Annotated in this window: 21 protein-coding genes; 12 read left to right on the top strand and 9 right to left on the bottom strand. The window is 64.6% G+C overall.

Annotated features, from left to right (window positions below):
* Positions 1-58: 58 nt before the first annotated feature.
* Both modA and mepA read right to left on the bottom strand, forming a co-directional pair.
* The gene (gene modA, locus GA0061099_RS23400) at positions 59-844 is read right to left on the bottom strand and encodes a molybdate ABC transporter substrate-binding protein (RefSeq protein ID WP_036026419.1); all 786 of its coding nucleotides are present in this window, start codon (positions 842-844) and stop codon (positions 59-61) included.
* 358 nt (positions 845-1,202) lie between these two features.
* Positions 1,203-2,147, bottom strand: coding sequence for a penicillin-insensitive murein endopeptidase (gene mepA / locus GA0061099_RS23395; protein WP_036026420.1), 945 nt, complete (start codon positions 2,145-2,147; stop codon positions 1,203-1,205).
* A 452-nt stretch (positions 2,148-2,599) separates the two neighbouring features.
* Here mepA and GA0061099_RS23390 point away from each other — a divergent pair, with 452 nt between their 5' ends.
* Positions 2,600-4,765 carry a putative bifunctional diguanylate cyclase/phosphodiesterase gene (locus tag GA0061099_RS23390; protein WP_036026421.1) on the top strand — a complete coding sequence of 722 codons (2,166 nt, stop codon included), beginning with the start codon at positions 2,600-2,602 and terminating at the stop codon, positions 4,763-4,765.
* A gap of 246 nt (positions 4,766-5,011) precedes the next feature.
* Complete coding sequence (locus GA0061099_RS40235) at positions 5,012-5,176, top strand: helix-turn-helix domain-containing protein (RefSeq protein WP_162130849.1); 165 nt, start codon at positions 5,012-5,014, stop codon at positions 5,174-5,176.
* A gap of 895 nt (positions 5,177-6,071) precedes the next feature.
* Here the strand turns inward: GA0061099_RS40235 and GA0061099_RS23380 are convergent.
* The 3 genes from GA0061099_RS23380 to GA0061099_RS23370 all read right to left on the bottom strand — a co-directional run bounded on the left by GA0061099_RS23380 (position 6,072) and on the right by GA0061099_RS23370 (position 8,974).
* The gene (locus GA0061099_RS23380; protein WP_036026450.1) at positions 6,072-6,533 is read right to left on the bottom strand and encodes a GNAT family N-acetyltransferase; all 462 of its coding nucleotides are present in this window, start codon (positions 6,531-6,533) and stop codon (positions 6,072-6,074) included.
* Positions 6,534-6,615: 82 nt separating this feature from the next.
* Complete coding sequence (locus GA0061099_RS23375; RefSeq protein ID WP_036014208.1) at positions 6,616-7,563, bottom strand: ABC transporter substrate-binding protein; 948 nt, start codon at positions 7,561-7,563, stop codon at positions 6,616-6,618.
* Between the two features lie 190 nt (positions 7,564-7,753).
* Complete coding sequence (locus GA0061099_RS23370; RefSeq protein WP_036026423.1) at positions 7,754-8,974, bottom strand: MFS transporter; 1,221 nt, start codon at positions 8,972-8,974, stop codon at positions 7,754-7,756.
* A 194-nt stretch (positions 8,975-9,168) separates the two neighbouring features.
* On the opposite strand from GA0061099_RS23370, the gene GA0061099_RS23365 reads away from it, so the two are divergent.
* The 3 genes from GA0061099_RS23365 to GA0061099_RS23355 all read left to right on the top strand — a co-directional run bounded on the left by GA0061099_RS23365 (position 9,169) and on the right by GA0061099_RS23355 (position 12,410).
* Positions 9,169-10,470 (top strand): serine hydrolase domain-containing protein, encoded by a 1,302-nt coding sequence (locus GA0061099_RS23365; RefSeq protein WP_050995973.1) that lies wholly within the window; start codon positions 9,169-9,171, stop codon positions 10,468-10,470.
* A gap of 144 nt (positions 10,471-10,614) precedes the next feature.
* Positions 10,615-11,568, top strand: a complete 954-nt coding sequence (locus GA0061099_RS23360) for a tetratricopeptide repeat protein (protein WP_036026425.1) — start codon at positions 10,615-10,617, stop codon at positions 11,566-11,568.
* Between the two features lie 428 nt (positions 11,569-11,996).
* Positions 11,997-12,410, top strand: coding sequence for an SRPBCC family protein (locus tag GA0061099_RS23355; RefSeq protein WP_036026452.1), 414 nt, complete (start codon positions 11,997-11,999; stop codon positions 12,408-12,410).
* A 147-nt stretch (positions 12,411-12,557) separates the two neighbouring features.
* Here GA0061099_RS23355 and GA0061099_RS23350 read toward each other — a convergent pair whose 3' ends face one another.
* A complete protein-coding gene (locus GA0061099_RS23350; protein ID WP_036026427.1) occupies positions 12,558-12,803 on the bottom strand; it encodes a hypothetical protein in 246 nt (81 codons plus the stop codon).
* Between the two features lie 181 nt (positions 12,804-12,984).
* Here GA0061099_RS23350 and GA0061099_RS23345 point away from each other — a divergent pair, with 181 nt between their 5' ends.
* The 6 genes from GA0061099_RS23345 to GA0061099_RS23325 are packed head-to-tail and all read left to right on the top strand — an operon-like array spanning position 12,985 to position 18,274.
* The gene (locus GA0061099_RS23345; protein WP_036026429.1) at positions 12,985-13,239 is read left to right on the top strand and encodes a DUF2933 domain-containing protein; all 255 of its coding nucleotides are present in this window, start codon (positions 12,985-12,987) and stop codon (positions 13,237-13,239) included.
* On the top strand, positions 13,239-13,913 hold the full coding sequence (locus tag GA0061099_RS23340; RefSeq protein ID WP_036026430.1) for a methyltransferase family protein: 675 nt from the start codon (positions 13,239-13,241) through the stop codon (positions 13,911-13,913). Before GA0061099_RS23345 ends, GA0061099_RS23340 begins: the two co-directional genes overlap by 1 nt.
* A gap of 48 nt (positions 13,914-13,961) precedes the next feature.
* The gene (locus GA0061099_RS23335) at positions 13,962-14,669 is read left to right on the top strand and encodes an ABC transporter ATP-binding protein (RefSeq protein ID WP_036026433.1); all 708 of its coding nucleotides are present in this window, start codon (positions 13,962-13,964) and stop codon (positions 14,667-14,669) included.
* A gap of 4 nt (positions 14,670-14,673) precedes the next feature.
* Positions 14,674-16,677, top strand: a complete 2,004-nt coding sequence (locus tag GA0061099_RS23330) for an ABC transporter permease (RefSeq protein WP_244620989.1) — start codon at positions 14,674-14,676, stop codon at positions 16,675-16,677.
* Positions 16,674-17,036, top strand: coding sequence for an FtsX-like permease family protein (locus GA0061099_RS42140; protein ID WP_244620990.1), 363 nt, complete (start codon positions 16,674-16,676; stop codon positions 17,034-17,036). The genes GA0061099_RS23330 and GA0061099_RS42140 overlap by 4 nt, the downstream gene beginning before the upstream one ends.
* Before the next feature lie 2 nt (positions 17,037-17,038).
* Positions 17,039-18,274 carry an efflux RND transporter periplasmic adaptor subunit gene (locus GA0061099_RS23325; protein ID WP_036026436.1) on the top strand — a complete coding sequence of 412 codons (1,236 nt, stop codon included), beginning with the start codon at positions 17,039-17,041 and terminating at the stop codon, positions 18,272-18,274.
* Between the two features lie 210 nt (positions 18,275-18,484).
* Here the strand turns inward: GA0061099_RS23325 and lepA are convergent, their stop codons facing one another.
* Complete coding sequence (gene lepA / locus GA0061099_RS23320; RefSeq protein WP_036014191.1) at positions 18,485-20,296, bottom strand: translation elongation factor 4; 1,812 nt, start codon at positions 20,294-20,296, stop codon at positions 18,485-18,487.
* A gap of 112 nt (positions 20,297-20,408) precedes the next feature.
* On the opposite strand from lepA, the gene GA0061099_RS23315 reads away from it, so the two are divergent.
* Entirely contained in the window at positions 20,409-22,034 is a 1,626-nt protein-coding gene (locus GA0061099_RS23315) for a glycosyltransferase family 39 protein (protein ID WP_036026437.1), read from the top strand.
* Positions 22,035-22,099: 65 nt separating this feature from the next.
* Here the strand turns inward: GA0061099_RS23315 and GA0061099_RS23310 are convergent, their stop codons facing one another.
* Together GA0061099_RS23310 and GA0061099_RS23305 are read right to left on the bottom strand one after the other, a co-directional pair.
* The gene (locus GA0061099_RS23310) at positions 22,100-22,417 is read right to left on the bottom strand and encodes an HPr family phosphocarrier protein (protein ID WP_036014186.1); all 318 of its coding nucleotides are present in this window, start codon (positions 22,415-22,417) and stop codon (positions 22,100-22,102) included.
* Positions 22,414-22,815, bottom strand: a complete 402-nt coding sequence (locus GA0061099_RS23305; protein ID WP_007597752.1) for a PTS sugar transporter subunit IIA — start codon at positions 22,813-22,815, stop codon at positions 22,414-22,416. The genes GA0061099_RS23310 and GA0061099_RS23305 overlap by 4 nt, the downstream gene beginning before the upstream one ends.
* Positions 22,816-22,941 lie beyond the last annotated feature (126 nt).

Below are 22,941 nucleotides of genomic sequence, written 5' to 3'. Positions count from 1 at the left end.
ATATCAGGTCGCAGAAACAGGTTGCAAAATCAGGTTTGCAGGAATCAGGTCGCAACAATCAGGTTGTGGGGCTGATCAGGAACTTGAAGCCGTATTTTTCCAAGATGGCCTTGGCCGCCGCCGAGCGCAGGAAGGCGAGATAGCCGTTCGCCTCCGGCTTGGCAGTGCTGGTCGCCGCGACCGGATAGACGATCGCAGGATGCGAATCCGCCGGGAAGGTGCCGACGATCTTCACGCCCGGCTCGACCTTGGCGTCGGTGGAATAGACGATGCCGAGCACAGCCTCGCCGCGGGCGACCAGCGTCAGCGCGGCGCGCACGCTCTCGGCCATGGCGAATTTCGGCTCCGCGGCCTGCCAGGCCCCGAGCTTTTCCAGCGCTGCCTTGGCGTATTTGCCTGCCGGTACCGACCTGACGTCACCGGTCGCGATCCTGCCGTCGCCGGCGAGCTTGGCGAGATCGAAACCTGGCGCGATCGTCACGCTGTCGATCTTGGAATCCTTCGGCGCGATCAGCACGATGCTGTTGCCGAGCAGATTCACTCTGGAAGGCTCGTTGATGGTCTTCTTGGCGATCGCGTAGTCCATCCAGTCGGTGTCGGCCGAGACGAACACGTCGGCCGGCGCACCCTGCTCGATCTGCTTGGCCAGCACCGAGCTAGCGGCGTAGCTGACGCTGAACTTGACGCCGGTCCTGGCGGTGTAGGCGGCGTCGATCTCGTCCAGCGCGTTCTTCATCGAGGCGGCGGCGAACACGGTGATGGTCTTGTCCTCGGCCGCGGCGGGCGCGACGGCCGTGCCGGCGAGAATGACGAAGGCGGTGAAAAGTCCTGATAGACGAAACATGGATGCGCTCCGTGCGGGCTCGCGCGCGCAAGGTTGCACGCGCGAAATCTGGCGTTGGCTGGTCAGATGCGACGGGCGGACGCGCTGTTCCACGGTCCCTAGCGACGGCTTACGGCCGGCGAGGATATCGCAGTGCAAACATAGCAGGCCGTAGCCGCAGGTCAAAGCCGGCCGTTTGTCGGCCAGCTTCTATCGGGCCGGCGAGTTCGTCATCCCGGGGCGCGCGTAGCGCGAGCCCGGGATCACAGGATTGCGTCGGGCGAAGACTCGGAGTGACCTGCTTCGCGCAAGTATCACTCCCTGTGGTTATGGGTGCCGGGCTCGCTGCGCGCCCCGGGACGACGTCCGCGGACGAACCTTACGGCTTCGCATCCCCTGCATGCAGCACCGCCTTGCAGGTTGCCGGCATCTGCGCGAGCGTCATCGGCGGTTTCGGCTTGGGCGGCTCGGGCGGCGGCTTGGGGTGCAGCACCGCATCGGAGAACCAGTAGGCGAGATCGGCGGGCTTGCAGCCTTCGTCCTCTGGCTGTGACGGCTGGCCCTCGCATTCGCCGGCGCCCGCCGGGCAGTGCATGCGGATGTGGAAGTGGTAGTCGTGGCCCCACCAGGGGCGGATCTTCGACAGCCAGGCGCGGTCGCCCTTGGCCTCGCGGCACAGCGCCTTCTTGATCGCGGCATTGACGAAGATGCGCTGCACGGCGGGTTCTCGCGCCGCAGCGCGCAGCACCAGCACATGGCTTGGTGTGAACACTTTTGGGTCGATGTCGAGCCGGTCCTGGCGCACCATCATCACCGCCGACATTTCCTCGCGCTCCTCGCGCGAGAGCCGGCGGTCCGGCATCGGCGTCAGCCAGATGTCGGCGTCGAGACCGATCTGGTGGCTGGCATGGCCTGACAGCGCCGGCCCGCCGCGCGGCTGGGCGATGTCGCCGACCAGGATGCCGGGCCAGCCTGCGTCCTTGTGCGCCTTCGCGGCAAGCCGCCTGATCAGCGCGATCATGTCGGGATGACCGTAGCTGCGATTGCGCGACAGCCGCATCACCTGCCAATTGTCGCCGTTGACCGGCATCTGCGCGGCGCCGCCGATGCAGCCCCTGGTGTAGGAGCCGATGACGTGGGCCGGCCCCTTCGATGGCAGCAGCTTGCGCGCGAACAATTCCTTGGCGGCGAGATCGGGGTCGTTGGGATTGGCGAGCGGCGGCAGCGGCTTCGGGTTGATGCTGCCACGGTCCTGGGCCAGCGCGCCACCGGCGCCCAGGCAGACGAACGAGAGCAGGAGGAGGGTGATGCCGCGGCGACTCATGCTGACGCTCTTATAACCCAATGCTGCACCAGGGTTAAGAACGAGGCGACGAGCCCGCCGCCGGCTCATCGCAGCGCGCCCCGAATCGCGTCTCGACCCGCCGTTTCTTAAGGGTGTAATAACCGTATCCTGCATTGACCAAAATTCGTGCGCAGCGCGCAGAAAATTTTGCGGTTCGCATGCAATCGCGCGCAATTTCGGAACCGATTCAGGCGCGCGCGCAATTTTGCGCCAGATCGCTCATTGATTGCGGCGCCACACTCAGTCTGATGGCGCCTGCCGCCGCTCGCCACGCCGCGCAAACAGGCAGTAAGCGCGCCGCGCGCGGACCGCGGCGGGCTAAGATTACTTTTTTTTCAGACACTTGCCTCAAAACTTGCGGCCGCTGGACGCGACTGGGACGAGTGAAGTTGAGTTTGGGGTCTCGAAGAACAAGAAAGCGAAAGCAAAGCATGCTTGCCCGCGCCGGCCAAAAGGCGCGCAAGCCGCGCTTCGCGCGCGCGCACCGTGCCCTTTCCGAACACGACGAAATCCTGCGCAGCCGTGCCGAGGCGGAAGCCGCGATCGCGGAGGCGCGCAAGTCGCATGAGCGCCTGCGCCAGGCCATCGACATCCTGCCGCAGGGCATCGTGTTTCTCGACGCCGAAGGCCGCTACGTCCTCCGGAACAGGAAATACGCCGAGATCTACAGCAAGACCGCCGATCTGTTCGAGGAGGGCGCGCGGCTCGAGGACACGCTGCGCATCGGCGTCGCCCGCGGCGACTATCCCGAGGCCATCGGCAATGAAGAAGCCTGGATCGCAGAGCGCCTGCAAAAACTCTACAAGCCCGGCGCGCGCCACGAGCAGAAGCTGTCGGACGGCCGCGTCATCCTGATCGACGAGCGCTTGACCGATGACGGCGGCGTCGTCGGCCTGCGCGTCGATATCACCGAGCTCAAGCAGCGCGAGGCCTCGTTCCGCCTGCTGTTCGACGGCAATCCCGTGCCCATGATCGTCTGCGCGCTGGACGACGAGCGCATCCTCGGCGTCAACGATGCCGCGGTCGCGCATTATGGCTACAGCCGCGCCGAGTTCGAGCGATTGAAGATCCGGTCCTTGCAGGCATTCGAAAGCGTGCCGCCCTGGACCGTCGATGGGACCGGCGAGGATCAGGCCGGCCGCACCTGGAAGCACGTCAAGGCCGACGGCGCGCTGATCGACCTTGCGATCTATTCCCGCGAATTGACTTATGCCGAGCGGCCCGCGGTGCTGCTCGCGCTGATGGACATCACCGAGCGCAAGCGCGCCGAGGCGCGACTCGCCTTCATGGCCCAGCATGACGGGCTGACCGGTCTGCCCAATCGCAGCCTGCTGCGGCAGCAGATGGACGAGATGCTGCTGCACACGCGCCGCGGCTCCGAGAAGGTCGCGCTGCTGATACTAGGGCTCGACAATTTCAAGGCGGTCAACGACACGCTGGGGCACGCGGTCGGCGACAAGCTGCTGCGCGGCGTCGCCAAGCGGCTGCGTTCCACCTTGCGCGACGAGGATGGGCTGGCCCGGCTCAATTCCGATGAGTTCGCGGTTCTGCAGAGCGGATTGGCTCGGCCGGAAGATGCGGTGGGTCTCGCAAAACGCCTCCTTGCGGCCATTGCCGATCCCTATCTGCTCGACGGTCACTCCGTGGTGATCGGTGCCTCGATCGGCATTGCGATGGCGCCGGGCGACGGCGAGGATTCCGAAAAGCTGCTCAAGAGCGCCGACATGGCGCTGTCGCGCGCCAAGCTGGATGCGCGTGGCAGCTTCGCCTTCTTCGAGGCCGCGCTCGATGCGAAGGCGCAGAGCCGCCGCAAGATCGAGGTCGAGCTGCGCGACGCGATCCAGAACGACGTGCTGCGGCCGTACTACCAGCCCCTGATCGATCTCTCGAGCGGCCGCATCACCGGCTTCGAGGCGCTGGTGCGCTGGCCCCATGCCGAGCGCGGCATGGTGTCGCCGGCCGAGTTCATTCCGGTCGCCGAGGACACCGGCCTGATCAATCCGCTCGGCGGGCTGATGCTGCGCCGGGCCTGCCTCGACGCAGCGGCCTGGCCCGACGACGTCCGCGTCGCGGTCAACCTGTCGCCGCTTCAGTTCCGCAGCGGCAATCTGCTCTCGATGGTCACTGACGCGCTGAAACATTCCGGCCTGGCGCCGCGCCGGCTCGAGCTCGAGATCACCGAGACGCTGCTCCTTGAGAAGAGCGCGCAGGTGCTGGCGACGCTGCATGCGCTGCGCGCGCTCGGCGTGCGCATCTCCATGGACGATTTCGGCACCGGCTATTCCAGCCTCAGCTACCTACGCAGCTTCCCGTTCGACAAGATCAAGATCGACCAGTCCTTCGTGCGCGATCTCGCGGCCAACCGCGAGGCCCAGGCGATCATCCGGTCCATCGTCAGCCTCGGCAAGGGCCTCGGCGTCACCATCACCGCCGAAGGCGTCGAGACCGAAGCCGAGTTCAGCTGCCTCCGCGCCGAAGGCTGCCATGAGGGCCAGGGCTTCCTGTTCAGCAAGGCCCGGCCGCATGCGGAGATCGTCAGCCTGCTGGCCGCACAGCGCGGCATCGACCGCGACGAGGACGCCGCGCTGGTGGCGTGACCGCTCGCCTCCACGATATCTAAGAACGCAGCGCTTCGCCCATCGGCCTCTCCCGCCTTGCCCGGCGCCAGCAGCCTTGACCAGCCTCAACAACGAGGCCAAAGGCCGGGGCGCATGACAGCGCGGCGTCGGTCAATTTCCGTTTGGAGGTTCGGATGGATAATGGCCCGGGCGCGCCACCCGTAAATTTCCCAAGTGCGGACCGTCAGCTGCCGTCGTTAAGTCGTGCGGTCGTGGGGTCGCACCATGAAGACACCGAAGCCGAAGCAATGGGCCGAGCAGGAGGTTCGACGGCTGGTCACGCTGGCCCGGCAGGGCATTGGGGTATCGAAGATTGCCGCCGAACTGGGCCGCCACGCCGGATCAGTCAGGCGAATGGCGCGAGCGAAAGGAATATTGTTGAAGAAATAGTCGCCGGTAGGGCAGGCGCTGCCTGATCGACGAGGCGCGTGGACGGCGCCCTACAGCCCGAAGCCTCGGCCGATGTCCCGCACAAGGCTGGGCGCAGCCTCAGTATTGCGACCATGGGAGAGCGCTCGATCGAGCCGAGACAAGATGCCTTTTCCGAAGAGCGCTATAGCGATGCTTCTGAGCATGGTTGTGGATCGGGTTTGAACGATGCTGCGAAAGTTCAAAACGGCCCCAGCCGCAGGATGGGGTAACAGCCGGGGCCGGCATTCCCATTCCAATGTGCCGCATCGGCGGTGGGCGGCACTCTTCAGGTTAGGCACACAGAAGCTAACAAATTATTCTGTTTCGCTCTCACCTCGCGTCGGCCGTGGCCGATTGTATCATAGCGTGCTCACGGTGAAGCGGTGAGCGAACCGAGCAATGGTCGACATGCTCGAGCGGCGAATCATTGGCCAAGTGCTCCCAATATTCAGCTTCCGCGAGTAGTTTCCAACCTCGATCCGGATGACGCGCGGCTGTCTGACGGCACAATAATGCCATCGCGCGCAGGCGACCCGCAGTATCCATCTGCTCCTCCCATTATATTCTTGTTGATTGCACCCTATTTTCTTTTTTTGCGTCGGAGTCATTACGATTATGTCGCAAAACTAATTTCCACTTTTCGAAGCGCGACTCGACTTTCGTTGCGGCTACAAATCGTGCATCGAACACAACTGGCGCAATTCAGCTCGTATCGGTAGATCGAGACCGGACCATCAGGCTTCGCGCTTACTAATCAGAACTGGCAAGAACGGCGAGATACTCGCGCCCGTCCGTCGGCGATGGGTTCCGCAAGAGCTCGAACTACCACCACGCGTCGGGCTCTCCGCGGCGATTGCCATGGTGTGGACCAGGTCTAGGTCCGCTCGATGAGCACCCGCTCCATGATGATCGTGCGTTCGTCCCCATAATAGCTGTCGCGCACGGCATTGAACCCCAGTCGCGCATAGAAGGTCTCTGCAGTGACCGATGAAGGGACCGTCAAGGACGGAATGTTCCGCTCGCGCGCCGTGCGCTTGATCTCGGCCATCAGTAGCTTGCCGATCCCGCGAGCCTGAACGTCCGGAGAAACGAAGACTGTGCGGACGACGCTTCCGTCGAGGCTTGCCGTTCCGACCAGGCGGCCGCCGATCGTGGCGACGAAAACGGTGCGCTGCCCGATCAGCCGGCGCACGGCATCCGGGCCGAAGCTGGGCTCGATCCGCGCGATGATCTCCGCCGTATAGTCCCTTGCATTCGTTTCGCGCAGCGCACGCAAGATGACCGCGCTGATGGCCGCGGCGTCATCGTCGAGCGCGGGCCGGATGCTGCATTCCATGAACTGCTCCGCCGAAGCTTCGCGAATGACTGGATTTGAGCCCGCCTCACGGCGCGGCAATCGGCGGATTTTCAACGACCCGTCACTCGATCACGTCGTCCGTCAGCACGAGGATGGTGGGCGGGATCGTCACGCCAAGCGCCCGCGCGGTCTTGAGATTGACGGCCAGTTCGAATTTGGTTGGCAGCTGGATTGGCATATTTGCCGGCTTTTGTCCCTTCAGGATCAGATCAACATAGCCCGCGGCGCGACGAAACAGGTCGCCGATGTCGGCGCCATAGCTGATCAGAGCGCCGGCATGCGCGAACTCCTTCTGCTGGCCGATGACGGCGATCTTCATGTCGATGCCGATACGGCAAATTGCGTCCTGCATCGCGGCGGTCATGTAGTCGCGAATGACAATCACGGCGTTGCCGCCGGCGCCCGCGAGCACGTTGAATTGCTCGGCAACCGCCGCCGGCGATGCGCTCGTCAGTCCGAGGCGCACCGGTTCGAGCCCGGCGCGTCGTGCTTCCTCGATGGTTTGCGCGCCCCAGGCGCTGAAGGTCGGGTCCGTCGCATTGTTCAAGACGCCGATCCGCTTCAGCGAGGGCAGGATCTCCCGGATCATCTCGATGCGCTTGGCCGACATCTCCTCGCCGAACGCGGCGAAGCCGGTGAGGCTGCCGCCCGGCCGCGCGAGGCTCTGAAACAATTCAGGGTCGCTTTGCACCGCAGGCAGCGCCACGGCGACGACGGGAATATTGGTTTTCCTGATGATCGCGCGTGCTGCGGCCGGGCCGGGCGAAAGCAGCACGTCCACCTGTCTGGCCACGAGGTCGTCGATCAATGCAAGGCCCCGCGACACATCGCCGGCCGTCGAGTGGGCCTCGATGACGATGGTGCGGCCCTCCACGTAACCCAGCTCGGCCAGCGCCTTCCGGAACGGAACGAGCACCGCATTGTCGATTTCCGGCGTGGCAAATCCGACGAATCCCACGACCGGAACGCGCTTTTGGGCCAAGGCTTCGCGCGCCGATATCGCCGTCATTCCCAAGAAGCTCAGAAACGTCCGCCGCCTCATTTGGCCTCTCGCGATGCCAGAACGATCTGATCACAAGGGCAATGGTACACGAAGATAATCGGTGCCAGAAGGCAGGAAGTAGGATGACCGAGGGAGGCGAAATCCATCAAACTTACATTTATGCAAAGTCAGATCCGGTATTCGCCACTGTCCGGTGTCACGCCGTCGCGCGGCTAAGATCGAGCGATGGCCTGCGCCGCGTCGGAAAACTCAGCGCCACCGCGACCGCCGCAAGCCCGATCGCGAAGGAGCCGGCGTGCAGCCAGGTGTATTGCTGGAAAGTATCGAACACGATCCCGCCGGCCCAGGGCCCGAGCGCCATGCCGAGGCTGGCGAAGGCCGACACGGCACCGAACACCGTGCCCATAATGCGCGCGCCGAAGAACTCGCGGACCAGCACCGCATAGAGCGGCATCACCCCACCATAGGCGAGGCCGAACACGACCGAGAGCGCGTAGAACTCGCCGAGCTGCGCCACCGCCAGATAGGTCGCAATGCACATCGCCTGCACGAACAGCCCGCCGACAAGGACGGGTTTCGCGCCGATGCGATCGGCCAGCGCGCCCAGCAGCAGGCGTCCGCCGAGGCCTGAGACGCCGGCGACGCTATAGACCGTCACTGCCGTGAGCGGAGCGATGCCGCAGACCATCGCATAGGACACCATGTGGAAGATCGGGCCGGAATGCGCCGCGCAGCAGGCGAAATGCGCCGCTGCGAGCGCGATGAATTGCGGCGTGCGCAGCGCCTGCGCCGCGCCCATCTCGACCTCTGGCGCCGCGTCCGTCGTTGCGGAGCCAGCGGCTGGCGGCGCCGGACGTACCAGGAAGCAGGCGGGGATCAACAGCGCCCACGAAGCGATGCCGATCGTCAGCATCGCGGTGCGCCAATCATAGGCCGTGATCAGCCAGCTCGCGGCCGGCGCGACCGTCACCGGGGACACGCCCATGCCGGCCGAGACCAGCGCCACCGCGAGGCTGCGGTTCTTTTCGATCCAGGCGCTCGCGAGCGCCATCATCGGTGCGTAGAAGCTGCCCACGGCGATCCCGATCAGCACGCCGAAGCAAAGCTGGAATTGCCACAGGCTTGCTGCCTGGCTCGCTGTGACGAGACCTAGTCCCAGCAGAACGCTTCCCGAGAGCACCACGATGCGGGTGCCGAACCGGTCCGACAGCGTGCCCCATAGGAATGCGGCGAATCCCATAAAGAGGAAATCCAGCGTCGCGGCAGCCGACACCCCGGCGCGCGACCAGCCCATCGCCTCCGAGATCGGCTGCAGGAACACCGCCAGCGACAGCATCGTGCCGAACCCGATGCAGGTCATCAGCGCGCCCGCGGCGACAACGACCCAGCCATAGTCGAAACGTGACGGCTTGCTCATGCGTTTCCTTGGCGCTTTTGCTCTTGTTGATGGTGCGCGGCAGGGATGGTGACTGATCCGCGGGGCGAGAGCAAGGCGGGTTGCCACCGCAGGCTGACACGGCCCGCCCGCAATGATAGCATGCCGCGCGTCACCAGCCTGCGATGTTGTTCTCGTGAAGCGCACACCCACCAACGTGCGGGGAGGCAAGTGCAATGAACTGGGGAGCGTCGTTTAGGCCGCGCGGGTGCCGCCGGCTTTTCCTGCCCGTCATTTTTGTTTCCGCGATCTGGTCGCCCCTGGCGTGCGCGCAGGACGTCCGAAGCGCGCCCGCCGCGCCGGGGCCGGTCTTTTCGGATAGCGGTCCCGATGCCGAGCTCTACGGCGCGGCTGAAGGCTATCCGGTCGGCACGCGCGGCGCCGCTCCCCCGCTCGACAAGCTCGTCGGCAGCTACAGCCATTTCGGCGAGATCTATCCCTCGCGCCGGGTCGCTCGCGCGACGACGCTCTGGCAATTCAAGCGCGCGCCGGAGCCACAGGTCACCTACAGTCTTGGCACCGAAAAGCTCGGCATTGCGGACTACCTCAAGCGCAACCCGGCGACGGGCCTCCTGATCGCCAGGGACGACACCATCCTGTACGAGCACTATCAATATGCACGGACCGACCACCACCGCTTTGTTTCGATGTCCATGGCCAAGACTCTGGTAGCCATGCTGGTCGGGATCGCGGTCTCGGAGGGACGGATCAAGTCGATCGACGACCTCGTCGCGACCTATGTCGACGGCCTTGCAGGCACGGAATATGGCAACACGTCCATCCGCGCCTTGTTGAACATGTCGTCGGGCGTCGAATTCTCGGAAGTCTATGACGGGAACGACGACATCGCCCGGCTTGGGCGGGCCTTGTTCGCCGGCCCGCCGAAAGATCCCGCCGCCATCGTCGCGCAGTTCAACACGCGGACCGCGCCGCCAGGCACCAAATTCCACTATGCCAGCGTTGAAACGGAGATACTCGGCTTGGTCCTGCGCGCCGCCACGGGCACGCCGGTCGCCGACTATCTCCGCGACCGGATCTGGGACCCCATCGGCACCGAGGCGGACGCCTCCTGGGTGATCGACGGCAGCGGGCAGGAGATCGCCTATTGCTGCTTCAACGCGACCTTGCGCGATTATGCGCGCTTGGCCCGGTTGCTCGCCCATGACGGCGCCTGGGAAGGCCGGCAGCTGATCCCCCGGCAGTGGCTGCTGGATGCCACGACCGTCAGGCCAGAGGACGGTCATCTCGCTCCGCGCGTGGCCACGCGCTATTTCGGCTACGGCTATCAGGTGTGGCTCCTCCCCGGCGAGCAGCGCCGATTTGCCCTCATCGGCATTCGCGGTCAGCTCATCCTGGTCGATCCAGCCTCCAAGCTCGTCATGGTGCACACGGCCGTTCGTCAAAAGCCGAACGAACCCGGAGCCTTCAGGGAGCCGCTCGCGTTATGGTCTGCTGTGCTGCAGCAGCTCGGGCAATGACGAATTGCTGACGCCTGCCAATGGCATCCAGCCGCGCTGGCGCGGTCGGTCGCGTCGGAAAGCCGCGGTTGCATTGAACCTGTCCGGCTTCCGGGAGCACCAACGGCGCGTAGGTCCCTGATGTCAGCGACGAGGGAAGGCGCGATGAAGGCTCTGAAAGCATCGATCTGTGTTGCAGTCACAGCGCTCGCCTTGAGCCTGTCGTTCGGCGTGCCGTCCCATGCCGAAGAGGACGAGGCGGGCACGCTGGCCCGGCAGATGAAGCAGCTCTATCGGGCCGGGAAGTACATGGAAGCGCTGCCTCTGGCCCAGAAGTCGCTGGCCCTTCGCGAGAAGGAGTTCGGCCCCGATGATGCGCACGTCGCGATGCCGCTGAACGACCTCGGCACGATCCATTACAATCTCGGCCAATACGCCGTTGCCGAACCGCTGTACAAGCGCGCGCTGGCCATTGACGAGAAGACACTCGGTCCGAATCATGCCGAAGTCGCGATGGTGCTGAACAATCTCGGCGATCTCTACCGTGCGGAAGAGCGTTACGCCGAAGCGGAGCCGGTGCTCAAGCGGTCGATCGCCATTCACGAGAAAAGCGGTGATCCATCGATCGTGATGGCGTTGAGCAATCTGGGCGCTGTCTACAGCCATCAGGGCCGATACGATGAGGCTATACCGCTGTTCAAGCGAGGCCTCGCCGTGCTGCAGAAGGCGCTCGGTCCCGACGACCCCGAAGCCACGGTGCTGATGAACAATTTGGCCGACGCCTATATCAATCGCAATCGCTATGCCGATGCCGAGCGGCTGCTGAAGCGGTCGATGGCGGTGACCGAGAAGGCGTTCGGCCCGGATCATCCCGACATCGCGCAGGCACAGAACAATCTGGCTGCGCTCTACGGGCGTCAGGGCCGTAACGCGGAGGCCGAGCGGCTGTTCAAGCGGTCGGCGGCCACTTTCGAGAAAACCCTCGGCCCTGACCATCCGGATCTCGCCGGCGTTCTGGAAAACCTCGCCGGTCTCTACAAGTATCAAGGCCGCTATGCCGATGCCCAGCAGGTCCTGAAACGGTCGATGGCCATTCGAGGGAAGACCAGGCCGATCTGAAGACCAGCGCGGAACGGTAGTGCGACTTGGCCGCCACAGCTCGAAGAGCGAAGCTGGCGGTCAGGGCTATCGCATTAGAGAGTTTTTTCCCTGCGCCATCCTTCGAGACGCCCGCTTGAGCGGGCTCCTCAGGATGAGGGCGGAGTCCGCGGCAGCAGTTTCAACAGGCACCGACGCCCAATGAGCCTCATCCTGAGGAGACGCGTCAGCGTCGTCTCGAAGGACGAGGCGTGCGCGCAGGCACACTTCGCTTGCCCACACCACAACTTCTCCAATTTTTTTGGCACATTGACGCCGGACCATGTCGGCATGGGCCGGTCTCGATCGTCCTCGGGTCGACACGTCCCGGACGTGCTGGAAATGGACCCGGCACACGTGGCGAGAATTCCGTCAATTCGAGCGTCAAAGTCGCAACTGGAGCAATGCCCATGAGGATCACCGTCGAAACCAGCGTAGCCGCCCCGATCGATCAGGTCTGGCGTGCCTATACGACGCCAGCCGACATCGTGAAGTGGAATGCCGCGTCCGACGACTGGCATACGACCAGTGCGACGGTCGACCTGCGGGACGGCGGCGCCTTCTCGTCGCGGATGGAGGCCAAGGACGGCAGCATGGGCTTCGACTTCGCCGGCACCTACACCAAGATCGTCGAGCACAAGCGGATCGAATACGCGTTCGGCGATCGAAAGGCCGAGGTCGAGTTCGTGCCCGGCCCGAAGAGTGTTGTCGTCCGTGTCGTCTTCGACGCCGAAACCACGCACTCGGTCGAACAGCAGCAGGGCGGCTGGCAGGCGATCCTCGACAATTTTGCGCGATACGTCGAGGCAAAGAGGAAATCGTGATCGATTAGCAGCGAACGTGGATGCCTGCATCGCACACGCTGCGATGCAGGTGCCATGCTTCAGCGCGGCCATGAAGCTTCCTGCGGCATGTCGACCTTGCCGAATTGCCGCATCTTCTTCTTGCCTTCGCGTGCCGCTAAGATCGAACTATTTCTTGTTGCCCATGTGATGAGGCGACGACGTGCCGGGGCCGCCCGTGTAGTGATGACCGCCTGATTGAGCGTTGGCAGAGGTGCCGGTCTTTTCTTTCTTGCCCATGTGGTGCGGAACTTCTGTCTTGGGTCCGCCGCTGTAGTGATGGCCGTTCTTTTCCTTGTCGGTGGATTGAGCCGTGGCGGGTACGGCCAGCAGGGAAACAACGCCGATTGTGGCGAGAAGCGTCTTGGTGATCATGTTCGGTCCTCCAGGTTGCGAAGGTCCACGATACGCATCGGCGCAATGTCGGTCTTGACGAATCTCAAGGTACGATCGGTTGCTAATTGTCTCGCGCGCTCAGCTCCCGCGAGCCTTTGATCTGCGTCAAAAGCGATGGCGGCGGTGCTCCTATGCTGCGGGGATCGAGAGGAGCGCGCCCATGCCGGTGCAGGATCATTCCGCTTATCGACAGCGGCATGCCGCGGGCATGTCCATGAGAGCCAAGGCTGGCCTGGTCCTGATCGGGTTCCTGGCCATCGCCGGCGTGCTGCTGTTCAGCGAGCACAGGGCTCACGTGCTGGGGCTCCTGGTCTGGCTGCCGCTCCTTGCCTGTCCGCTGATGCATTTCTTCATGCATGGCGGCCATGGTCACCGTCACGGTGGCGGCCGGCCAAACGATTCGAGGAGCGCGTGATGCACGACATTCCGCCTGCTTACGGCCTCTGGAGCCTCGTCACCGTCAACTCGGCGGTGTTCATCCTGTTTTCCTACAGCTTCTTCAAGCCGCAGACCTCGCGCGACTGGCGCTCCTTCGGCGCCTTCAGCGCGTTCCTGGTGGCGCTGTTCGCGGAGATGTACGGTTTTCCGCTCACCATCTATTTCCTGTCGGGTTGGCTGCAGTCGCGCTACCCGAACGTCGACTGGTTCTCGCACGACGCCGGTCATCTGCTCGAGATGATGTTCGGCTGGAAGACCAATCCCCACACGGGGCCGTTCCATGTCGTCAGCTTCATCTTCATCGGCGCCGGGTTCATCCTGATCTCCCTCGCCTGGAGGACGCTGTACGAGGCGCAGCAGACCCGGAGCCTCGCCGCCACCGGTCCTTACAGCTACGTCCGGCATCCGCAATATGTCGGCTTCGTGCTGGTGATGTTCGGCTTCCTGTTGCAATGGCCGACGATTCTGACCTTGGCGATGTTTCCGGTGTTGACCGTCATGTACGTGAAGCTCGCCGGGGACGAGGAGCGTGAGGCCCGGAGCGAGTTCGGCGAGGCCTATGCCCGGTATGCCGCGCAGGTGCCGGCCTTCATTCCCCATCTCAACCGGCGATCCGGTCATAGCTCTTCTGGCGGCTATCGTCACGGCTGACCTTCGCGAGGAGATGCCTGCAAACGGCGCTAGCTTTAAAGGACGTCAATGAGCGTTCCCGTCTTCACCGCAAAGGCGCTGACTAAGATCTATGTCTCCGGCGAGGTGATGGTGCATGCCCTCAACGAGGTCGACCTCGACATTCCCGAGAAGGAAGTGGTCGTGCTGCTCGGCCCCTCCGGCAGCGGCAAGACGACGTTGCTCAACATCATGGGCGGCCTCGACCGTCCGACCAGCGGCCGGCTGTTCTTCCGCGATCTGGACCTAACGGATCTGGAGGACCGCGAACTCACGAAGTACCGCCGCGATCACGTCGGCTTCGTCTTCCAGTTCTACAATCTGGTGCCCAGCCTCACGGCCTACGAAAACGTCGCGCTGGTCACCGAAGTCGCCAAGAATCCGATGCGGCCGGCCGACGCCCTCGCGCTGGTCGGACTCGAAGCGAGGATGCATCACTTTCCCGCCCAGCTCTCCGGCGGCGAGCAGCAGCGCGTCGCCATCGCCCGCGCGATCGCGAAGCGGCCGGCGGTGCTGCTCTGCGACGAGCCGACCGGGGCGTTGGATTCGAAGACCGGCATCCGCGTCATCGAGGCGCTGCTTGGCGTCAACCGGCAGCTCGGGACCACTACAGTCATCATCACCCACAACGCCAGCATCCAGGAGGTCGCCGACCGAGTGCTGTTCTTCGCCGACGGTCGCATCTCCCGCATCCGGACCAACGAGGCCCGGCGGGAGGCCGCCGAGCTCACCTGGTGACGACATGAAGGTGCTAGACATCAAGCTGCTTCGTGACGTCAGACGGCTCTGGGCGCAGGTGCTCGCGGTCGCGCTGGTCGTCGGCGGCGGGGTTGCGACGCTGGTGCTCGCGGTGGGCTCGCACCGATCGCTGGAGGAGACCCGGATCGCTTATTACGAGCGTTACGGCTTTGCCGATGTGTTCGCGCAGGCGAAGCGGGCACCGAAGGCGCTCACCGACAGGATCGGCGAGATCCCAGGAGTCGCCGCCATCGACACCCGTATCGCCAAGCCGGCGCTACTCGACATTCCCGGTTTCTCCGCGCCGGCCAGCGCGCAGTTCGTTTCGCTGGCCGACACGGGTGAGCAGCATCTCAACCGGCTCTACATGCGCTCCGGGCGGTTCCCGGCGCCGGGACGGACTGAAGAGGTCGTCGTCAACGAGCCGTTCGCTCGGGCGCACGGTTTCGTCGAGGGGGCGCGGTTCTCCGCCATCCTCAACGGCAGGAAGCGCGAGCTCGTCATCGTCGGCATCGCGCTGTCGCCCGAGTTCGTTTACACGGTCGGACCGGGCGACCTGATGCCGGACGATCGCCGCTATGCCATCGTCTGGATGTCGGAGAAGGTGCTTAGCGCTGCCTACGATCTCGACGGCGCCTTCTCGGCGGTCGCGGTCAAGCTGCAGCCCGGCGCATCCGAGCGCGATGTGGTCCGGCGACTGGACGCCCTGCTCGATCCTTATGGCGGGCAGGCGGCGCATGGCCGCAAGGACCAGACCTCGCACGCCTGGCTCGATCATGAACTCGACATGCTCAACAACATGAGCCGCACGTTGCCGCCGATCTTCCTGCTGGTCGCGGCCTTCCTCGTCAATCTCACCTTGACCCGGCTGGTCGCGCTCGAGCGCGAGCAGATCGGCCTGCTGAAGGCGCTGGGTTATTCAGACGGCAGCATCGTGCTGCACTATTTCAAGTTCGTTGCCTTCATCGTCGTGGTCGGCATCGTGTTGGGCGGCATCGTGGGCACCTGGCTCGGTTTGCACGTCACCGCGCTGTTCGGCGACTTCTTCCACTTTCCGTTCCTGGTGTTCGCGAAGGCACCGGACGTTTATCTCACGGCAGGTGCGCTTAGCGCGGCGGCTGCGGCGATCGGCGCATTCCGTGCGTTGCGCGAGGTGGTGAAGCTGCCCCCGGCCGTCGCCATGCAGGCGCCGGCCCCGCCGGTCTATCGCCGGCTGCTTTCGGCGCGCATCCAGCTCGACCGGATCGTGTCGCAGCCGACGCTGATGATGATCCGCAACATCGCCCGGCATCCGGTACGGGCCTTCTTCACGGCGCTCGGCATGGCGCTGGCCACCGCGATCCTAGTCGTCTCGCTGTTCACGCGGGACAGCATGGAGCATCTGACCGATGTGACCTACTTCCTCGCCGACCGGCAGGACGCAACCATCGGCTTTGCCGAGAAGCGGATCGCAAATGTCGTGGAGCAGGTGAGCCGGCTTCCGGGCGTTCTCGCCGCCGAGCCGTTCCGCGAGGTGCCGGTCCGGATCCGCCACGGCAACGTCGAACGGCGCATCGTCATCAGCGGCCGACCGGCTGCTGCCCACCTCAGGCGCATCATCGACGTCGAGCTTCGGCCGGTCATCCTGCCGGAGACGGGCCTCGCCATCTCCGGCATGCTCGCGCATATCCTCGGCGTCGGACCAGGCGATAGCGTCGAGGTCGATCTGTTGGAGGGCGCCAGGCGATCCGTGACGGTGCCGGTCGTCGCGACCGTCGAGGACTACTTCGGGATTAGGGGCATGATGGAGATCGAGGCGTTGCACAAGCTGATGCGCGAGGCGCCCGTCGTCACTAGCGTCAATCTCAGCCTCGACGAGAACCGGACGGAGGACTTCTACACGGCGGTGAAGTCCATACCGACGGTCGGCGGCGTGGCGCTGCAGCGCGTTTCCTGGCGAACTTCCGCAAGACCGTCGCGCTGCTCGTCACCACGATGGCGAGTATCTACACGGGCCTTGCCGGCGTGATCGCGTTCGGCGTCGTCTACAACAATGCGCGCATTTCGCTGTCCGAACGGGCGCGCGAACTGGCCAGCCTGCGCGTGCTCGGCTTCACGCGCGGCGAGGTGCTGCGCATCCTGCTGCTTGAGCTCGCCATCCTCACCCTGATCGCCCAACCGCCCGGTTGGCTGATGGGCTACGGCCTCGCCTGGGTAATGAAAACGAACCTTGCCGGCGAGTTGATGCGCGTCCGCCTCGTCGTCGAGCACTCGACTTACGTGATCGCCACGTCCGTCGTGGTGCTGGCCGCCATCGTTTCCGCCGCCGTGATCCGAGAACGCATCGACAGATTGGACCTTGTTGCGGTCCTCAAGACGCGAGATTAGCCATGCCCGCCAACTGGACCAAACGCATCATCGGCGCCGCGCTCGCTGCTGCGATCCTCGCAGGGCTCGCTTGGTTCGCCTGGCCCCGACCGGTTCTGGTCGATCTCGCGACCGTCGCGAAGGGGCCGATCGAGGTCACGGCGGACGACGACGGCAAGACCCGCGTGCGCCACGTCTACACGGTGTCGGCGCCGATCGCGGGCAAGGTCTTGAGAATCTCGCATCCGCTCGGCGAGCAGGGGCCTTCGCTCCATGTCGGCGACGACGTCGTCGCTAACCAGACCGTCGCCCTGATGCAACCGACGCTGCCCGGCTTCATCGATGCGCGATCGCGCGATCAGCTGCAGGCGGAGGTCCTGGCCGCAGACGCCGCGATCCAGCAGCAGGAAGCTGAAGTGCAGCGGATCGAAGCCGCGCTGGATTTTTCGCGGACCGAGTTCCAGCGGGTGCAGACGCTGTTGCGGACGCAATCCACCTCGGCCCAGGCCTACGACAAGGCGAAATTCGAGGTCGCCACCAACGAGGCCGCCCTGAGAGGTGCCAAGGCCCAGGTCGAGATGCGCCGCGCAGTGCGGACCAGCCTGGCGGCCCGGCTGATGGACCCGGCAAGCGCTATCCCTCCCGCGGAGCCGACCTGCTGCATCCGTGTGCTGGCGCCGACAAGCGGACGGGTATTGAAGATCATCCAGGACAGCGAGACGACGGTTCTGCCCGGGACGCCGCTGGTTGATATCGGCGACCCGTTCGATCTCGAGGTCGTGGCCGACCTGCTCTCGACTGACGCGGTCCAGATCAAGGTCGGCGCGCCGGTCCGGATCGATGGCTGGGGCGGTCAGCCCATCGCGGGAAAGGTGGTCCGGGTCGACCCGGCCGGTTTCCTGAAAGTCTCCGCACTCGGCACCGAGGAGCAGCGGGTCCGCGTGACCATCGATTTCACCGACCCGCCCGAGAAGTGGGGCACGCTCGGGCACGACTATCGTGTTATCGTTCACGTGACGACATGGAGCGCGACCGAGTCGCTGACCGTGCCGGTGAGCGCTTTGTTCCGAAAAGGCGACCAATGGGCGGTTTTCGCCGACGAGAACGGCCGTGCAAGAACCGTCCCGGTCCGCATCGGCCACCGGAATAACCGCGTGGCCGAAGTTCTCTCCGGACTAGCTGCAGGTGATCGCGTCGTGTTGCACCCGAGCGACCGGATCATCGAGGGCATCAGGATCGCGAAGAGGGGCGAGGAATAGATACACGGCTGAGAGGCAAGCGTTCGATGATGCCACCATACCCCTGTTTTGCCCGACGGGTCAAACCGACTTCGTAAAATCGAAAAAGCACAATGCCGCCAAGAGGGCGGCTACTGTGCATGGGGTTGTTTTCGCACTTTTTTGTTTGCCGTCGGGAGAGCGCCTGTTAGCCGGCCCCGGCGACCCGGCTGGCCCGTCCTGAGCCTCGCCTCAGCTGTCGACCTTCAGCGCGGCAATAAAAGCTTCCTGCGGGATGTCGACCTTGCCGAACTGCCGCATCTTCTTCTTGCCCTCCTTCTGCTTCTCCAGAAGTTTTCGTTTACGCGTGATGTCGCCGCCGTAGCATTTCGCGGTGACGTCCTTGCGCAGCGCGCGCACCGTCTCGCGCGCGATCACCTTGCCGCCGATCGCCGCCTGGATCGGGATCTGGAACATATGCGGCGGGATCAGCTCCTTCATCTTCTCGACCATGGCACGGCCGCGCCCCTCCGCGCGGGTGCGGTGGACCAGCATCGAGAGCGCATCGACCGGCTCGGCATTGACCAGGATCTGCATCTTGACGAGATCGGCCGGCTTGTAGTCAGTGAGATGATAGTCGAACGAGGCGTAGCCCTTGGAGACCGATTTGAGGCGGTCGTAGAAGTCGAACACGACCTCGTTGAGCGGCAGGTCGTACTTCACCATGGCGCGGGAGCCGACGTAAGTGAGCTCCTTCTGCGCGCCGCGGCGGTCCTGGCACAGCTTCAAGACGCTGCCGAGATATTCGTCGGGCGTTAGGATCGTCGCCTCGATCCAGGGCTCGTCGATCTCGGCGATCTTGACCACGTCGGGCATGTCGACGGGATTGTGGATCTCGATCTCCTGGCCGTCGGTGAGCTTCATCTTGTAGATCACGCTCGGCGCGGTCGCGATCAGGTTGAGATCGAATTCGCGCGACAGCCGCTCCTGGATGATCTCGAGGTGCAGCAGCCCGAGGAAGCCGCAGCGGAATCCGAAGCCGAGCGCGGCCGACGTCTCCATCTCGAACGAGAAGCTGGCGTCGTTGAGGCGCAGCTTGCCCATCGCCGCGCGCAGCGTCTCGAAATCGTCGGCGTCGACCGGGAACAGGCCGCAGAACACCACCGGGATCGCCGGCTTGAAGCCCGGCAGCATCTCGGCGACCGGCTTCCTGTCGTCGGTGATGGTGTCGCCGACGCGGGTGTCGGCGACCTCCTTGATCGCGGCGGTGATGAAGCCGATCTCGCCGGGGCCGAGCTCCTCGACCTGCTGCATCTTCGGCGTGAAGAAGCCGACGCGCTCGACGTCATAGGCCGCGCCCGTGCCCATCATGCGCACGCGCTGGCCCTTCTTCATCGTGCCATCGACGATGCGCACCAGCACGACGACGCCGAGATAGACGTCGTACCAGCTGTCGACCAAGAGCGCCTTCAAGGTCGCGTCGCGGTCGCCCTTCGGCGGCGGCAGGCGGGTGACGATGGCTTCCAGCACGTCCGGCACGCCGAGGCCGGTCTTGGCCGAGATCATCACCGCATCCGAGGCGTCGATGCCGATGACGTCCTCGATCTGCTGCTTGACCTTCTCGGGCTCCGCCGCGGGCAGGTCGACCTTGTTCAGGACCGGGACGATCTCGTGATTGTTGTCGAGCGCCTGGTAGACGTTGGCGAGCGTCTGCGCCTCGACGCCCTGGCTGGCGTCGACCACGAGCAGGGAACCCTCGCAGGCCGCCAGCGACCGCGAGACCTCGTAAGCGAAGTCGACATGGCCGGGCGTGTCCATCAGGTTGAAGATGTAGTCCTTGCCGTCCTTGGCGCGGTAGGCGAGGCGCACCGTCTGCGCCTTGATCGTGATGCCGCGCTCGCGCTCGATGTCCATGGAATCGAGCACCTGTTCCTTGCCCGCCATCTCGCGGTCGGAGAGGCCGCCGGTCATCTGGATCAGGCGGTCGGCCAGCGTCGATTTGCCATGGTCGATATGGGCGACGATGGAGAAATTGCGGATGTTGGAAATGGGGACGGTCGTCATGGGCGCGGGATACCACTCACATCCCCGTGCGGCAACCATATTGCTGTATTTTCAGGGCCTTTGTTCACGCCAAGCTGATTCCATGACGGGCCAAAACGCGCTACGCACGGCCATGTCCACGACCTCTCTTCCCACTGCCGGAGCGCGGGCAAAGGCCCGCTTGAGTTACAACCGCTTCCGGGCCTTCCTGGTTGCCTGTGCGGTCCGCCCCGAGGCGCGCCTGTGGCTGGTGATCCAATTTGCCATCCTGCATGCAGTGCTCTGGACCTTCATCCTGATCAATCTTAAGGCGGCGCAGGACGTTCATATGGACGTCGCAGAAGCCTGGGGCTGGGGCCAGAAATTCCTCTGGGGCTATGGCAAGCACCCGCCGTTGTCGGGCTGGGTGGCCGGCCTCTGGTTCAAGGCGCTCCCGGCGGCGGACTGGGCGACCTATGCGCTGGCGATGACGACGGTGAGCGTCGGCATGGTGATCTGCTGGCTGATCGCCTTGCGCGCGGTGGATGCGCGCCGCGCGTTCCTGGTCGTGGTGATGATCGCGCTCTACCCGATCTTCAATTTCAAGGGCTTCAAGTACAACCCGGACCTGCTGCAGCTCGTCACGCTGCCGCTCCTGGTGCTCGCTTATCTCAACGCCTTCGAGAAGCGGAGCTGGCAATCCGGAATCCTGCTCGGGCTTGCCGGCGCGCTGGCGCTGATGACCAAATATTGGGTGCTGACCATGATCGGCGCGATCGGCCTCGCCGCGCTGATCCATCCCGACCGGTTGCGCTTCCTGTCGTCGCCCGCGCCGTGGGTCGCGATTGCCACGATGGTCGCGGCGATGATCCCGCACCTCGTCTGGCTGGCGGATGCGCATTTCGTACCGCTGACCTATGCCGGCGACACCTACAGCCTTCAGGACAAGGCCCAGGTGCATCAGCTCGTCGCGGGCTATGTGCTGCACAACTTCGCGCTGCTGGCATTGCCGGTGGCGCTCGCGGCGCTGGCCATGGCGCTGGTGCCGCCATGGGGCAAATTGCTGCTGCGTGCGCCGTTGCGCATCGTCACGCGCGCCTGGGCGCGCGGCGCCAATGCAGGGGTCAATGTCTCGCAGGCGCTGAATGTCTGGATCGTCCAGGTCATCGTCGCAGTCGGCCCGCCGCTCGGCGCGCTCGCCTTCAGCATCTACATGAAGACGGATTGGGGCATCTCGCTGTTCTTCCTGGTGCCGCTCGCTCTGGTCGCGATCCCGACGCTGCGCGTGCAGAGCGCCGCGCTGTTCAACATCGCTGCGATCTGGCTCGTGCTCAGCGCCGCGACGCTCGCCGCTTCGCCCTGGATCGCCGCGCGCGAGATGGCGGCCAATGCCGGCAATGGCCAGATCTATGGCGCGCGCTCGGAGCTCGCGCGCGAATTGACCCAGGCCTGGCACACCCGCTTCGGCTCGCGCTGGGCCGTCGTTGCCGGCACGATGGAGCAGATCCAGCCGCTGGTGTTCTACAGCCCGGATCATCCGTCCGCGCTGCTGCCGTTGGAGGCCTGGGATTCCGGACTGACCTCGCGCGACGACGCCAAGAAGTACGGCTTCATCGGCGTGTTCGATCCGACCGACGGCCGCCTGCCCGCGTTCGAGAAATGGGTGGCGGAGGTTGCGCCCAACGCCGAGCGCATCGTGATGACAACGCGCCGCTTCACCAACGGCAAGGCCGGCCCGTCGATGAGCTGGAACATCTACTTCGCGCCGCCGGGGAAATGATTTCTTCACCTCTCCCGCAAGTACGGGGCGAGGGAGCGCTCCTGGCCGCGTGGTGAGAGAAGGGCCTAAACCCCTTCCTCGTTGAACTTGCTTTCAACGAGCTCCGTGATCGCCGCGAGCGCGGCTTCGGCGTCGGTCCCTGCCGCCGCCACCGTGATCGTCGTGCCGGGACCCGCGGCGAGCATCATCAAGCCCATGATCGAGGTGCCGCCGACGGTCTCGCCGCCGCGTGTCACCCACACCTGCGCATCGAAGCGCTCGACCGCCTGGACGAATTTCGCCGAGGCGCGGGCGTGCAGGCCGCGCTTGTTAATGATCAGGAGATCCTTGGAGATCGCGCCCGCGGGCACGCCGGTCGCGGCTTGTGGCGCCTCCTCGCTCATTTGCCGGCGAGCACCCGGCTGGCGATGGTGACGTATTTGCGGCCAGCTTCCTGCGCCATCGCGATCGCGTCGGGCAGCGGTCGCTCCTCGCGCACCTTGGCAAGCTTGACCAGCATGGGCAGGTTGATGCCCGCGAGCACTTCGACCTTGGGCCGGCTCATGCAGGATATTGCCAGGTTCGACGGCGTGCCGCCGAACATGTCGGTGAGGATCGCAACGCCGTCGCCGGAATCGACGCGGTTGACCGCCTCGATGATGTCGCTTCGGCAGAGATCGGAATCATCTTCGGCGCCGATCGTGATCGCTTCGATTTGCTTTTGTGGGCCCATGACATGCTCAAGCGCTGCCTTGAATTCGTCGGCAAGGCGCCCGTGGGTCACAAGTACTAGACCAATCATCGGAAAACTCCTCGCGGGCGCTTTTGGTGCACCGCACGAACGCGCCACTTTGACCATCCAGAGCCCCCGCGCAAGAGGGGATGTTGCGTATCTCCCTGAATCTAGACGGATGGATGAGGGGAGCTG

Origin of the sequence: Bradyrhizobium yuanmingense (assembly GCF_900094575.1) — a bacterium.
GTDB classification, from domain to species: Bacteria; Pseudomonadota; Alphaproteobacteria; order Rhizobiales; family Xanthobacteraceae; genus Bradyrhizobium; species Bradyrhizobium yuanmingense.
Note: the sequence above shows the minus strand (reverse complement) of the source record. Positions and strands in the feature narration are given on the sequence as shown.